Origin of the sequence: Salinimicrobium flavum (assembly GCF_042684505.1) — a bacterium.
Taxonomy (GTDB): domain Bacteria; phylum Bacteroidota; class Bacteroidia; order Flavobacteriales; family Flavobacteriaceae; genus Salinimicrobium; species Salinimicrobium flavum.
Genome location: NZ_JBHULT010000003.1, coordinates 1 through 14484, shown reverse-complemented (window position 1 = coordinate 14484; position 14484 = coordinate 1). Strand labels below are relative to the sequence as shown.

Sequence of the window (14484 nt, the reverse complement as noted above, 5' to 3'; positions counted from 1 at the left end):
CCGGGAAAATCCCGGCCGTTTCTTTTTATATCAATTGACTATGGTCTACCATTTATCAATTTCTTTTTTTAATTCTTCCTTACTTTTGCCGGTCCTTTCCTGTAGACGCCCCAGCATTTCATCAAACCTACCTTCTGTGTAGGTCATATCATCATCGGTAAGCTTTCCATACTTTTGCTTGAACTCACCTCTGATTTGTTTCCACTTTCCTTCTAATTGATCATTATTCATAACTATCGGTTTTTTGGTTAAAGAGGTAATTTACTCATAAACGGGTCGTTTTGATATTAAGAAACTGCCATTTTGGTCTTAAGAAATTGTTATTTTTACCCCCATGAAAAGATTCCTCTCTACTATTTTATTAGCTGCAACCCTTGTAGGATGCAAAAGTTCCAAAATAGGATCAACTGCTAATGTCCAGCTACGTTTTCTTGATGACCATGTCATTGCTGAAGATCTTGAAATAAACGGAAATAAGGTGGGAGGTCTTTCGGGGATAGATCATCACGACGGCACCTATTACCTGGTGAGTGACCAGCCTTCAAATCCGCGGTTATACAAAGCTAATATCGTACTGGAAGGAGAACAAATCGATACTGTGATCATTTCCGAAGAAATACGGGTAAACATTACTAATGAAGCTTTAAAGGAGCAGCACCTGGACCTCGAAGGGATCATATACATTCCTGAAACCCAATCTTTCGTTTTGAGCAGTGAAGGCTCCATTAACAACGATAAGGACCCCATGATCTTCTCCATTTCCGGATCAGGAGAACATCTGGAATCTTTTCCCATTCCGGAGAACTTTGCGGCAGCAAGTGAAAGAAAACCGCGCAACAACGGAACTTTTGAAGGACTGGCCAGATCTTTTGACCAAAAAGGCATCTGGATGGCTATGGAACTACCTCTCAAAACCGACGGACCCAAACCTAAGTTGATCAGAACGAAATCACCGGTAAGAATCACTTACTTTGACCTGCAAAAAAAGGAAGCTACCCACCAGTTCCCTTACCGCCTGGAGCCCATTGCAAAGATCCCCTGGTTGTATTTCGCCGTAAATGGCGTCACTGACCTGCTGGAATATGCCCCCAATAAATTCCTGATCCTGGAAAGAGGGTTTGCCGCCGGCCATGGCAGCAATGGAAATACCGTGAGAATCTTTGATGTTGATGCCAGCCTGGGCACCAATACCCTTGACCGAAATAATCTGACTGTTTCATTTTATAATCCGGCGAAAAAGGAGTTGGTTTTTGATTTTAAATGGGCCAAAAAATACCTGAGCGAAGAGATCATTGACAATATTGAAGGAATAACTTTTGGCCCGGTGCTGCCAAATGGTAACCGCAGTATTCTTCTTATTTCAGATAACAATTTCAATTCCATGGGAAGACAACTCAATCAGGTGATCCTTATGGAATTCATTCAAAAAAAGTAATAAATGACAGCTTTCCTTATTTTTGTTCTATGCCTGTTCCCTTTGGAAAATTCAGAAGGAGAAAAAAAGACAGCCTCAAACGATATTCAACAATCTGAAATGACGACCTATTATTTCATACGGCACGCAGAAAAGGATGAGAGTGATCCTTCCAACAAAGACCCGCAATTGACCCAGACCGGAAAAGAAAGAGCCGCGAAGTGGGCAGAGATCTTTAAAGAAGTGGACTTCGACCTTATCTATTCATCAGATTTTGCAAGGACCAGGGAAACGGCCGGAATCATCGCAGAGACACAGCAAAAGATGGTAAACTTCTACGACCCAAAAAACATGCTCGATAAGGATTTTCAGTCTAAGACAGGAGGCAAGACCGTCCTTATAGTGGGGCACAGCAACACCAATCCCAGATTTGTAAACCAGATACTGGAAGAAAACAGGTATTCAGACATTTCAGAAGAAGAAAGCGGCAGCCTGTTCATTGTAACGGTCGCGCCAGAAGGCACAAAGAGTTGCCAGCTGCTTTACATCAACTAGAACCTATTGAAGCTTTACCTTAATGTTCTCATTTTTGATCTCAGAAACCTTGGTTAGCTTTCCGGCTTCATACAGTTCATCAAGATTTTCAAGGGGGGTATCAAGATCATCTGTCTTATAATTGTCATAATCGACAAATCTCAAGCCTTCAATGACCCGCGGGTTTGTTGCCACCCGAAAACGAATTCCGCCGTCATTGACATAAAATCTGTAGGCCATATAATCTATGGTAAATTTCTCTTTTTCGATCCAGTACATATATACATCTTCATGATCTGTTCCCCCACCCTCCTGGTTAAAGGTCACCCTTATCTCATAATAATGTTTACCGTCTATCTCGTCTTCACCTAAAAGCTCCTTATTCACAGCCGGGCCATCAAGTCCATAGGGTAACTGCACGAAATAGTGAACAGAATTTACACTTTCAGAATACACTGTGGCGAGGGAGTCTGAGAGTTCCACTTCGCGACCTTCCCTGTGGCGTGTAAAACCATCATTGGTCAAAACATCTTTAAACTTCCCGAGGGAATCTTTCATGGTGCGGGTAAATACGAAAAGACCGTCCTCCCGTTTACTGGTATAATGATTCTTTCTAAAGTCGAATTCGATGATAGACCTGTTGTATTTTTCCCCTCCTGCTTCTGCAATGGCTTTGTCAATGATACGGTCTGCAGTAAGTTCTTCCTCATTTGACTGGCAGGAGATCATCAGGATAAACAATAGTAAAAGGCTTAATTTTTTCATGGTATGGATTTAATCGGCGTAAAAATACACATTTCCTGCACCTTTGAAAATGAGGAAGAACATTAAGAATTCCCTAAAACCCCACTTTATTGCAGAAAGCTTTTTACTTTTGTGCTCTATGAAGAGCAATATCAATATTAAGAACCGAAAAGCGAAATTCGAGTATGAGATCCTGGACACTTATATCGCCGGGATCAAACTGGCAGGAACCGAGATAAAATCCATCAGGGAAGGTAAGGCCTCTATTGCTGAAAGTTTTTGTGAGTTCTCAAATAGTGAGTTGTTCGTCATCAATATGACCGTACAGGAGTATTCTCATGCTACATACTTCAATCACGACCCGAAGCATGCCCGCAAACTTCTTCTCAACCGAAAAGAGCTCAGGAAGCTTGAAAAGGAAGTAAAAAATTCAGGGAACACCATTGTCCCGCTACGCTTGTTTATCAATGACCGCGGCCTTGCCAAGATGCAAATCGCACTGGCAAAGGGTAAAAAACTTTATGATAAGAGGGAAACCATTAGGGACCGGGAAAGTAAACGCCGACTTGACCGTATCAAAAAGGAATATAAATAATCAATAAGGTGCTTTTTCTCTTTTTCCAGACAACTTCCGGCATTGTTTATTGAGACCGATTTAGTTCTTATCCTCCAGTAAAGGCACGAACCTGAATTCCCCAAATTCAGTTTTCTGAAATTCGTTTTTAGATTTCCTTTCAAACAGGGTCATCACCTGGGAATCCTTGCCTACCGGAATCACCATTCTGCCGCCAACCTTCAGCTGGCTCAATAAAGGACGGGGAACAAAAGGTGCTCCCGCGGTAACGATGATACGGTCAAAAGGAGCATATTCCGGCAGACCTTTATAGCCATCACCAAATCCAAGATAGCGTGGTCGATATCCTAATTTTGAGAGGAAAAGCTTTGTCTTTTTAAAAAGTTCCTGTTGTCTTTCTATACTATATACCCTTGCTCCCAGTTCACAGAGAACAGCCGTTTGATAACCGCTTCCTGTACCTATCTCCAGGACCAGATCACCTTTGGAAACCTGTAACACTTCGCTTTGGAAGGCTACGGTATAAGGTTGGGAGATGGTTTGATCTGCCGCAATGGGAAAAGCCTTGTCCTGGTAGGCGTGATCTTCAAAACTGCTGTCCATGAACAAATGGCGCGGAATGGTTCGAATGGCCTCCAGAACTTTCTCGTCCTGAATACCTTTTTCGGCCACCAGTCTTGCCAGCTGTAGTCTCTTTCCCTGATGTTTGATGGTATCCTTTCGCACTGTAGTCAATAATGAGGGTCAAAATTACATAAAGATTACCGCATGATAAAGAAAAAACAGGATCTCTCGGGGTATTAGTTTTGAATTGGCATTGGCTTTAGGTAAAGAAATATTATTTTTGTTTAAAATGGGAAAATTATGCTCAAAGCTGGCGTATTAGGCGCAGGACATCTTGGAAAGATCCATCTTCGCCTGTTACAGGAATCTGAAAAATATGAACTGGTAGGTTTTTATGATATAGATGAAAGTAGCGGCCGTAAGGTAGAAGAAGAATTTGGCTACAAATATTTCAAGGACCTGGATGAGCTAATAGCCGCAGTAGACGTAGTAGATGTTGTCACTCCCACTCTTTCCCATTATGACACAGGAAAAAAAGCCATTACGGCAGGGAAACATCTTTTCATTGAAAAACCCATCACAAATACCGTAGAGGAAGCCGAAGCCCTTGTGGCTTTAGCAAAAGAACACAAGGTTAAAGGCCAGGTTGGCCATGTGGAAAGGTTCAATCCTGCTTTTATGGCTGTGACGTCCAAGATCGATAACCCTATGTTCATTGAATGTCATCGCCTGGCGGAATTCAACCCGCGTGGAACAGATGTTCCGGTAGTGCTTGATCTTATGATCCATGACATTGATGCCATTTTGAGCGTTGTAAATTCCGAAGTAAAGAATATAAGTGCCAGCGGAGTATCTGTCATAAGTGAAACCCCTGATATTGCCAACGCCCGAATTGAATTCGAGAACGGGTGTGTGGCAAATCTCACCGCCAGCAGGATATCTTTAAAGAATATGCGGAAAACCCGTTTTTTTCAAAGGGATGCATACATCTCTGTAGATTTCCTGGAGAAGAAATGCGAAGTGGTAAAAATGAAGGACGCACCACAGGAGCCGGGAGATTTTGATATGATCCTTCAAAATGCCGAAGGCATTAAAAAACAAATTTACTTCGATAATCCACAGGTAAACACGAACAACGCGATCAAGGATGAACTGGAATCTTTCGCTGATGCGATCGAGAACGATACAACCCCGGTGGTAAGTCTTGAACAGGGAACAAAAGCCCTGCGCGTTGCAAAACAGATCATTAATTCATTTTAACCAGTCAACATATGAAAAACATAGCAGTTATTGGAGCAGGAACCATGGGGAATGGAATAGCCCATACCTTTGCCCAATTCGGATATAAAACCCACCTCATAGACATTTCAGAAAAATCCCTTGAAAAAGGGATGAAGACCATCGAAAATAATCTTGATCGCATGGTTTCAAAAGAAAAGATCACTGAAGAGAACAAAAAAACCACCCTTTCCAATATCACGACTTTTACCAAACTTTCTGAGGGTGTAAAAGGAACTGATCTTGTTGTGGAAGCTGCTACAGAGAACGTGGAACTTAAACTTTCTATTTTTGAGCAACTGGATGAGTTCTGTGCGGCAGATACTATCCTGGCATCGAATACTTCTTCCATCTCAATTACAAAGATCGCTGCTGTAGTGTCAAACCCCGAGCGGGTCATAGGAATGCATTTCATGAACCCAGTTCCGGTGATGAAACTGGTGGAGATCATCAGGGGTTATAACACCAGCGATGAGATCACCCGTTCAATCATGGATCTTTCCAAAAAACTGAACAAGGTACCTGTAGAAGTAAATGATTACCCGGGCTTTGTTGCCAACCGCATCCTTATGCCAATGATCAATGAATCTATTGAAACGCTTTACAACGGCGTAGCCGGGGTTCAGGAAATTGACACGGTAATGAAACTGGGAATGGCCCACCCTATGGGTCCATTACAACTGGCAGATTTTATTGGCCTGGATGTATGTCTTTCCATCCTGGAAGTCATGTACAGCGGATTCAAAAATCCGAAGTATGCCCCTTGTCCTTTACTGGTGAATATGGTACAGGCAGGTAAACTTGGAGCGAAATCGGGTGAAGGATTCTATGACTATTCAGAGAACAGGAAAGCCGAAATTGTATCGAAACAATTTTCTGCCAAATAATCTTAATCCGGTAAAATAATAATTTGGCTAAAATAATTCCTTTCAGGGCGGTGCGGCCTTCCCGGGATAAGGTTGGTCTGGTAGCATCCAGGCCCTATCAGGATTATTCGGTAGAAGAACTCCGGTTTCAACTGGAGCATAATCCGTTTTCCTTTCTGCACATCATCAACCCGGGATATAAATTTCAGAAAGAGATCTCGGGCCCAAAGCGCTTTCAGCTGGTGAAGAACCGGTATCTGGAATTCAGGGAAGAGGGGATCTTTATACAGGATGAAATGCCCTCCTACTACATCTACAAAACCATTTCCCGAAACCAGGTCTATTGCGGGATCATCGCTGCCACCTGTGTAGATGACTATGAGAACAATGTGATCAAACGGCACGAAGACACTATTTCGCACCGTGAACAGTTGTTCAAGGACTACCTGCATACCGTAGGATTCAATACTGAACCGGTACTCCTCACCTACCCGGACAGCGAGATCATTAACGAAATCTCTAACGAGGTACGATCTCAAAGACCCGAATATGAATTCTCCTCCCTGAACAGAGACACCCATTATCTTTGGGTGGTAAACGAGCCTTTGCTGACTGAAAAGATCAGGAAAGAGTTTGAAAAGATGCCTGCCATCTATATTGCAGACGGCCATCACAGGAGTGCATCTTCATGGCTTCTGGCCAAAGAATCAAAGGAGCAAAACCCAGATCATACCGGGGAAGAACCGTACAACTACTTCCTGAGCTACCTCATTGCAGAGAGTAACCTGAGGCTATATGAGTTCAACAGGCTGGTAACAGATTTGAACGGCCTTAGTAAAAAGGAATTTCTCATGCAGCTCGATGAATGGTTCAGGATCGAGAACCGTGGTACCGAGCTTTATAAACCCTCCAAAAAACATCATTTTTCAATGTATCTGGATGGAGAATTCTATTCCCTCTATCTTCGGAAGACGAATTATGAGTTCACAGATTCCCTGAGTGCCCTTGACCCATACATCCTGTTTGTAAAGGTATTGAGGCCTCTTTTAGGGATCGAGGACCCCAGAAATGATCTCAGAATTTCTTATCTTCCGGGGAGAAGCGAGTCATTTGAAGTAAAGAAAGCAGTAGATGAAGGTGCTTTCGCGGTTGGCTTCGGAATGCTTCCGTTGACCATAGAAGAAGTGAAGCAAATTGCAGATGAAGGTTTAACTATGCCCCCAAAAAGCACATTCATAGAACCAAAACTCCGCAGCGGAATGACCATTTATGAATTCTAAACCTTCCGCAGAAATTTTTTAAGAAAATGAGCATTTCAGAAAATATAAAGAAGATAAAGCAGGAAATACCTTCGGAAGTTAAGCTGGTGGCTATTTCCAAGACCAAACCTGAAGAAGATATCCTGGAAGCCTATAATGCCGGCCATAGAATATTTGGGGAGAACAAGATCCAGGAGATGACCGATAAGTGGGAAAAACTGCCCGAAGATATTGAATGGCACATGGTGGGGCATGTACAACGAAACAAGGTGAAATACATGGCTCCCTTTGTGAAGCTGATACATGCGGTTGACAGCCTCAAACTTTTAAAGGAAATAGATAAACAGGCTGCCAAAAATGACCGAAGCATAGATTGTCTGCTTCAGATCAAAATTGCTGAAGAAGACACTAAATTTGGAATAACTGTTGCTGAGGCTAAAGATATCCTCAACTCAGAAAAATTCAGGGAATTGACTCATGTTAAAGTAGTTGGATTAATGGGGATGGCCACTTTAACAGATAATGAGCAGCAGATACGTCAGGAATTCAGCTTTTTAAAGAGTACTTTTGACGAGTTAAGTAAGGAACACCCAAACCTTAGCACACTTTCTATGGGAATGAGCGGGGATTACAGGATCGCGATAGAATGCGGCAGTAATATGATAAGGGTTGGAAGTTCCATTTTTGGAGAAAGAAATTATAATTAAAATTAGAGAGAAGCACTTTTGTACGCAATTTTAGACATAGAAACTACCGGCGGGAAGTATAATGAAGAGGGAATAACAGAAATTGCTGTCTATAAGTTTGACGGACAAAAAGTGGTTGATCAATTCATAAGCCTTGTAAACCCGGAAATACCTATCCAACCTTTTGTGGTGGGCCTAACGGGGATTAACAATGAGATGCTGCGCAATGCTCCTAAATTCTACGAGGTGGCCAAAAGAGTGGTTGAGATCACTGAAGGTACTATCCTTGTAGCCCATAATGCAAAATTTGATTACCGCATTCTTCGCACCGAATTCCAGCGTCTTGGCTTTGAATTTGACCGGCAAAGCCTTTGTACGGTGGAGCTCTCCAAAAAACTGATTCCCGGGCAACAAAGTTATAGTTTAGGTAAACTGGTGCGGGCTTTAGGTATTCCCTTAAGTGACCGGCATCGTGCCAGCGGTGACGCACAGGCAACCGTAAAGTTGTTCAAAATGCTACTGGCAAAGGATAGTGAAAAAGAGATCCTCAAAAGCTCTGTCCGCAATTCTCCAAGGATCCAAATGGACACAAAACTCGTGCAGTTACTGGAGAACCTGCCGTCTATCACAGGGGTTTACTACCTGCACAACACTGAAGGTGAGATCATTTACATTGGGAAGAGCAGGAACATAAGAAAACGGGTGAATCAACATTTTACCAGTGAGAACCGGAAATCTGTTGAGATACAAAAAGAAGTTATCTCTATTAGCTATGAAGCCACGGGAAATGAACTCAATGCGCTGCTTAAAGAGAATGAAGAAATAAAACGAAACAAACCGAAATTCAATAAGGCCCTTTCCAAAACCATTTTCTCCTATGCCCTCTATCAATTCAAAGACGAGCAAGGATATATTCATTTGAAGGTTGGAAAGGCAGATGGAAGAAAAAAGAGCATAACCACTTTCACCAACCTGCAACAGGCAAAAGCAATCCTTAATTCAATCATTGAGGATTTTAATTTGTGCCAGCGCCTTACGGGAGTACACCCGGGTAACGGGAATTGCTTTAATTACAGCATAAAAAAGTGTAAGGGTGCCTGCGTAGGCCTTGAACCGGTTGAGGATTATAACACCCGTGTACAGGAAGTGCTGGATAAATACAGTTATGAAAGGCAGAATATGCTTGTGATTGATCGCGGCCGCGATCTTGATGAAAAGAGCGCGCTGTTGGTTGAAGAAGGAAAGTTCAAAGGTATTGGGTATTTTAACCTGAATTACCAATTGAACAACATGGAGATCATAAAGTCAATTATCACCCCCATGAAGAGTGACAGGGATGCCCAGCATATCATTCAAAATTACCTTCGGAAAAACAACAGATTAAAGATCATTCATTTAAACGCTTATGATTAAATTTCTACTCCTCCCATTCTTACTAATCTTTTCAGCAGCATTTTCTCAACAATCGTTCAACACGAGTAATAGCAACGTTGCTTTAAAGGAGTTATTAGCCACCTCTTACGAGAAAGACACCACTGCCAACGCATTTTTCATCTTTGAAGATGGTTACAGCCGTTTCGAATCTGAGGGTGATTATGACCTGCTCACAAATTATACTGCAAAGATCAAGGTCCTCAATAAAGAAGGTTTTGACCAGGCAAATATTTCTATACGACTTTTTAAAGGTGAGACCGGAAAAGAAAAGATCAGCGAACTTAAGGCGATCACTTACTACCTGGAGGACGGCGTAATAAAAGAGCACCACCTCTCCCCCGATAAGGTCTATACTGAAGAAAATGAAAAATACGACCTGGTAAAATTCACGTTTCCCTCGGTTACGCCCGGTGCAATACTGGTCTATTCCTACCAGAAAGCTTCCCCCTTCATATTCAATTTTGAGCCCTGGTGGTTCCAGGCAGATGTGCCAAAGGTTTACAGCAGGTATCTGGCAGAAATTCCCGGGAATTTTAAGTACCATATCAGGATGGTGGGTGACCTGAAGCTGCATTCAGAAAAGAACGATATTAAAAGAAGATGTTTTTCAGTACGGGGAGTAGCAGCCATGGCAGATTGTGCCCGGTCTGAATACGTGATGACAGATATTCCTGCCTTTAAGGAAGAAAAATATTTAACATCCAGATACAACTACATATCACGGCTGGAATATGAACTCAACGAGATGGTGAGAACAGACGGCCACAAAAGGAAATACACCAAGACCTGGGATGATGTCGATAAGGAGTTCAAGACAGATAATGACCTTGGCAAACAGTTACGAAAGACAAAATGGGTACGTGGAGTCCTGCCGGAGAATATAAGCAGTATGCCTAATAACCTGGAAAAGGCGGAGAAAATATTTGATTTTGTAAAGGATAACTACAGGTGGGACGGGAAATTCCTTCAAAACGTTGACGTGAATATCAAGGACCTGCTGGAAGAAAAGACAGGGAATGTATCTGCCATGAATATCCTTTTGCACAACCTTTACGAGGAAGAAGGTTTTGAAGTGCTCCCCGTGCTTAGTTCGACCCGTTCCAATGGAATGCCTACCAAGCTATACCCGGTTCTTTCTGAATTCAATTACCTCATGGTACAACTGGATCTTGAAGGGAAAAAATATTTTCTGGATGCCACCGAGAAAAACACCTATTTTGGACTACCGCCTTTCAGAGCCCTCAACCGTTACGGACGTTTACTCGATTTTTCCAATGGCAGTTCCTGGGTAGACCTCGAACCGGAAGGGTTTTCCTCGGTCTCCATGCGTGATTCCATTAAGCTAAACACAGATGGGACCGCTATCGGTGTTTCAAATCATGTTTTTTCGGGTTACAATGCTCTTTCGGTTAAGAACAGGCTGGATGACCTTAAACAGGAGGATATCTTTAATGACCTTACCAATCCCAACAGCCATACCAGGAGTCTTTCGGCTACACCCAATGTTGAAAATAATCCGGTTGAGATCAACTTCAACCTCCACAACGGCAGTCAGAAGATCAACGACCTTATCTACCTGAATCCCTTCAGCTTTAAATTCTATGATGAAAATCCGTTCAAAATGAGGGAAAGGACCTATCCCATTGATTTTGGATATAAGCATGCCTACACCTATAATATCCACCTGGAGATCCCGGAAGATCATGAATTCGTGGAGCTACCGGAGAATAAGATCCTTAAGTTGCCCGATAACGGAGGGACCTTATATTTCATGACCCAACAGGTTGATGAACGAACGGTGAATATTCATTGCAGGGTATCTTTTCCTATTACGCTTTATTCCTCCGGATTTTACCCGTACCTCCAGCAATTCTTTACCGAGATGCTGGACATCCAGGAAAAGTCAATAATTTTGGTGAGACAAAAAGTATAGGTCATGACGAAGGTTCACTCATTGCAGCCGTTAAGAAAACAAGCGTTTTTATACTAGATCAGGTTAAAAATCCTATTTTTACTTTAAAATACCCTTAGTGCCCGAACCATCAGCAAAACCCTGGAAAGATAAACTTCATGAGGTCATCTATGAAGCAGATACGACTGCAGGAAAGTTTTTTGATGTAGTATTATTGTTCGTGATCGTACTGAGTATTATAATTGTGATGCTCGAAAGCGTGAAGGATATAAACGCAGAGTATTTTCACATTTTCTATGTCACAGAGTGGGTGATCACGATTATCTTCTCAATAGAATACATTCTTAGGATCATTTCTATTAAAAACCCGAAAAGTTATATTTTCAGTTTTTATGGAATAATAGATTTTGTCTCTACAATCCCTACTTATCTTACGTTGTTCTTTGGTGGATACAACGTTCTTTTAGCGGTAAGGGCCCTGAGGTTATTAAGGGTCTTCAGGATATTGAAGATCACCAGATACCTGGGGGAAGCCGACAAACTTGCGGTAGCACTCAGGCACAGCAGACCCAAGATCTTTGTTTTTCTTTTTGCGGTTTTCATTATTACCATAATTGCAGGCACAATAATGCATTTGGTGGAAGGTGAAGCAGGGGGTTTTGACAATATACCTTTAAGTATTTATTGGTGTATCGTAACTTTGACCACTGTTGGGTTTGGCGATATCGCACCAATTACCCCCTTAGGAAGGTTCATTGCTTCCTTTATCATGATAACCGGTTATGGTATCATTGCCGTTCCTACCGGTATAGTAAGTGCTGAATATTCAAGAGCAGGTGAAAAACAACCACAGTTGAATACCCAGGTGTGTCCTCACTGTAACGAGAGTAAACATCTGGATGGTTCAGAGTTCTGCCATAACTGCGGAAATAAACTCAATGAGTAAAAAGCAGCTTATCTGCATAGTGGGTCCTACAGCCATTGGAAAAACCTCCCTGAGCATCAGGCTTGCGTCGCATTTCAAAACCGGGATCATCTCGGCAGATTCCCGGCAGTTCTTCAGGGAGATGAGCATTGGCACCGCGGCTCCCACTGCGGAAGAACTGGCAGCTGCCCCACATCATTTTATTCACCACAGATCTATCGAAGAAGATTATTCTGTGGGCGATTTTGAACGGGACTCTATAGAAAAGCTTCAGGGACTTTTTAAATCGCATGACAGGGTCATTCTTGTTGGTGGGAGCGGATTGTACCTAGATGCGATCACAAAGGGACTGGATCATTTTCCGGAAGTAGATCCGGCAATCCGCGAATCCCTGAATGAACGCCTGGAAAAAACAGGAATCGGAAGCCTTCAGGAGGAGTTAAAAACCAGGGATCCTGAATATTTTTCCGCAGTAGACCAACAGAATCCCCACAGGTTGATAAGAGCTCTGGAGATTTGTATCGGTACAGGTAAGCCCTATTCTTCTTTCCGAAAAGAAAACTTCTCCAAAAGGTTTTTTGAGTCTGTGTTTATTGGTCTCACCGCACCGAGAGAAGTCGTATATGACCGAATCAATCAAAGGGTGGATAAAATGATGGAAGAAGGCCTTTTAGAGGAAGCCAAACAACTGTATCCTCACCGGGAGCTTAATTCCCTCAATACGGTAGGCTATAAAGAACTTTTCAGGTACCTTGAGGAAGCTATCACCCTTGAACAGGCTATTGATGAGATCAAAAAGAACACCCGCAGGTTTGCAAAAAGGCAATTCACCTGGTTCAAAAAAAATGAGCAAATAAAGTGGTTTGATTATACCACTCCTGCTGAAGAGATCATTACTTACCTCGAAAACCAAAAGGATCAATCCTCATAGTTAATGATTGCCCGGCGCAGGTACTCCCCTTCTGTAGTGTATAATTTAATGGTGTACACCCCGCTTTGATAAGGTCTAAGGTCCAAACTGTAAATATAAAAGACATTCAGTACGTCCTCATATTCCTTTGTAAAAAGGTAACGACTTCTCATATCAAATACCTCCGCTTTTCTAATCATAAGGTTAGGTGATGTTTTGAAATAAACCATTCCGTTACCGGGGTTTGGGTAAAGGATCACAAAAGTATCTTCCTCCGGAGGTTCCACAGGACCTACCAAACAACTGTTGAGAGGATCTGTGACCACGATCGTAATTTCGCAGGAATCTTCTTCCTCAGGGGTCTTATAATTCAAGATCACTTTGTGCTCCCCCAGATCTGCACAGGTAAACTCTTCCCTGCTTACCGTAAATTCCACACTGCCCGTTCCCCCGCTGAACAGTTCCCGCGGATCAAGGGTTGCTCTTCCATTCTCGTCGAGGGGAAGGGTGTATTGGGAAACACAAACGATGGGTGATGAATTTCCCCCACCGTTCCCAGTGGTTGTTACCGTGATAGTAACTGTAACTTCGTTAGAATAATCCTCACCATCATAAGCGACATAAGTAAATTTATCTTCTCCGGTAAAACCTGCATCAGGTTCATAAACAAAGGAACCATCTGCATTTAATGTGAGTGTTCCATTGGAAACACCCCCTCTCGGTTCCAAAGTCAAAGCGTCGCCGTCAGAATCTTTGTCATTCGCTAAAACTCCATCTGTTTTAGAAACTGAAAGTGTTACATTTTCCTGTGTAGTATAGAAATCATCGGGCTCAGCTTCAGGTGCCGTGTTTTGGGGTGGTGCAGCAGTTACCGTGATAGTAACTGTAACTTCGTTAGAATAATCCTCACCATCATAAGCGACATAAGTAAATTCATCTTCTCCGGTAAAACCTGCATCAGGTTCATAAACAAAGGAACCATCTGCATTTAATGTCAGTGTTCCATTGGAAACACCCCCTCTCGGTTCCACAGTCAAAGCGTCGCCGTCAGAATCTTTGTCATTCGCTAAAACTCCATCTGTTTTAGAAACTGAAAGTGTTACATTTTCTTNTAACTGTAACTTCGTTAGAATAATCCTCACCATCATAAGCGACATAAGTAAATTTATCTTCTCCGGTAAAACCTGCATCAGGTTCATAAACAAAAGAACCATCTGCATTTAATGTGAGTGTTCCATTGGAAACACCCCCTCTCGGTTCCACAGTCAAAACGTCGCCATCAGCATCTTTGTCATTCGCTAAAACTCCATCTGTTTTAGAAACTGAAAGTGTTACATTTTCCTGTGTAGTATAGAAATCATCGGGCTCAGCTTCAGGTGCCGTG

The 14484-nt window shown here is 42.4% G+C and carries 16 protein-coding genes; 11 read left to right on the top strand and 5 right to left on the bottom strand.

Features of this window, described 5'->3' with window-relative positions; all coding sequences use genetic code 11:
- Nucleotides 1-45: 45 nt before the first annotated feature.
- The gene (locus ACFSTG_RS00115; protein WP_380747254.1) at nucleotides 46-231 is read right to left on the bottom strand and encodes a CsbD family protein; all 186 of its coding nucleotides are present in this window, start codon (nucleotides 229-231) and stop codon (nucleotides 46-48) included.
- 103 nt (nucleotides 232-334) lie between these two features.
- Between ACFSTG_RS00115 and ACFSTG_RS00110 the strand changes: the two genes are divergently transcribed.
- Nucleotides 335-1435, top strand: a complete 1101-nt coding sequence (locus ACFSTG_RS00110; protein WP_380747252.1) for an esterase-like activity of phytase family protein — start codon at nucleotides 335-337, stop codon at nucleotides 1433-1435.
- A 3-nt stretch (nucleotides 1436-1438) separates the two neighbouring features.
- Entirely contained in the window at nucleotides 1439-1969 is a 531-nt protein-coding gene (locus tag ACFSTG_RS00105) for a SixA phosphatase family protein (RefSeq protein WP_380747250.1), read from the top strand.
- 3 nt (nucleotides 1970-1972) lie between these two features.
- Here ACFSTG_RS00105 and ACFSTG_RS00100 read toward each other — a convergent pair whose 3' ends face one another.
- Nucleotides 1973-2713: a DUF6503 family protein gene (locus ACFSTG_RS00100; protein ID WP_380747248.1), complete on the bottom strand. Its 741-nt coding sequence runs from the start codon at nucleotides 2711-2713 to the stop codon at nucleotides 1973-1975.
- Nucleotides 2714-2831: 118 nt separating this feature from the next.
- Here ACFSTG_RS00100 and smpB point away from each other — a divergent pair, with 118 nt between their 5' ends.
- Nucleotides 2832-3287 carry an SsrA-binding protein SmpB gene (gene smpB / locus ACFSTG_RS00095; RefSeq protein ID WP_380747246.1) on the top strand — a complete coding sequence of 152 codons (456 nt, stop codon included), beginning with the start codon at nucleotides 2832-2834 and terminating at the stop codon, nucleotides 3285-3287.
- Between the two features lie 60 nt (nucleotides 3288-3347).
- On the opposite strand, the gene ACFSTG_RS00090 is transcribed toward smpB, so the two are convergent.
- Nucleotides 3348-3992 carry a protein-L-isoaspartate(D-aspartate) O-methyltransferase gene (locus tag ACFSTG_RS00090; protein ID WP_380747397.1) on the bottom strand — a complete coding sequence of 215 codons (645 nt, stop codon included), beginning with the start codon at nucleotides 3990-3992 and terminating at the stop codon, nucleotides 3348-3350.
- Nucleotides 3993-4130: 138 nt separating this feature from the next.
- On the opposite strand from ACFSTG_RS00090, the gene ACFSTG_RS00085 reads away from it, so the two are divergent.
- From ACFSTG_RS00085 to miaA, 8 genes are all read left to right on the top strand, one after another.
- Nucleotides 4131-5090: a Gfo/Idh/MocA family protein gene (locus ACFSTG_RS00085; protein ID WP_380747244.1), complete on the top strand. Its 960-nt coding sequence runs from the start codon at nucleotides 4131-4133 to the stop codon at nucleotides 5088-5090.
- 11 nt (nucleotides 5091-5101) lie between these two features.
- Nucleotides 5102-5995, top strand: coding sequence for a 3-hydroxyacyl-CoA dehydrogenase family protein (locus tag ACFSTG_RS00080; RefSeq protein ID WP_380747242.1), 894 nt, complete (start codon nucleotides 5102-5104; stop codon nucleotides 5993-5995).
- Nucleotides 5996-6018: 23 nt separating this feature from the next.
- A complete protein-coding gene (locus tag ACFSTG_RS00075) occupies nucleotides 6019-7254 on the top strand; it encodes a DUF1015 domain-containing protein (RefSeq protein WP_380747240.1) in 1236 nt (411 codons plus the stop codon).
- A gap of 26 nt (nucleotides 7255-7280) precedes the next feature.
- On the top strand, nucleotides 7281-7940 hold the full coding sequence (locus ACFSTG_RS00070; protein WP_380747238.1) for a YggS family pyridoxal phosphate-dependent enzyme: 660 nt from the start codon (nucleotides 7281-7283) through the stop codon (nucleotides 7938-7940).
- An 18-nt stretch (nucleotides 7941-7958) separates the two neighbouring features.
- On the top strand, nucleotides 7959-9332 hold the full coding sequence (locus ACFSTG_RS00065; RefSeq protein ID WP_380747236.1) for an exonuclease domain-containing protein: 1374 nt from the start codon (nucleotides 7959-7961) through the stop codon (nucleotides 9330-9332).
- Entirely contained in the window at nucleotides 9325-11286 is a 1962-nt protein-coding gene (locus ACFSTG_RS00060; protein WP_380747234.1) for a hypothetical protein, read from the top strand. Before ACFSTG_RS00065 ends, ACFSTG_RS00060 begins: the two co-directional genes overlap by 8 nt.
- Before the next feature lie 97 nt (nucleotides 11287-11383).
- Nucleotides 11384-12211 (top strand): ion transporter, encoded by an 828-nt coding sequence (locus ACFSTG_RS00055; protein WP_380747232.1) that lies wholly within the window; start codon nucleotides 11384-11386, stop codon nucleotides 12209-12211.
- On the top strand, nucleotides 12204-13121 hold the full coding sequence (miaA, locus tag ACFSTG_RS00050) for a tRNA (adenosine(37)-N6)-dimethylallyltransferase MiaA (RefSeq protein ID WP_380747230.1): 918 nt from the start codon (nucleotides 12204-12206) through the stop codon (nucleotides 13119-13121). Before ACFSTG_RS00055 ends, miaA begins: the two co-directional genes overlap by 8 nt.
- Here miaA and ACFSTG_RS00045 read toward each other — a convergent pair.
- Together ACFSTG_RS00045 and ACFSTG_RS00040 are read right to left on the bottom strand one after the other, a co-directional pair.
- Complete coding sequence (locus ACFSTG_RS00045; protein WP_449329201.1) at nucleotides 13109-14245, bottom strand: Ig-like domain-containing protein; 1137 nt, start codon at nucleotides 14243-14245, stop codon at nucleotides 13109-13111. The genes miaA and ACFSTG_RS00045 overlap by 13 nt on opposite strands.
- The coding region (locus ACFSTG_RS00040) for an Ig-like domain-containing protein (protein WP_380747226.1) at nucleotides 14184-14484 on the bottom strand (301 nt) is incomplete at its 5' end. The genes ACFSTG_RS00040 and ACFSTG_RS00045, both read right to left, overlap by 62 nt.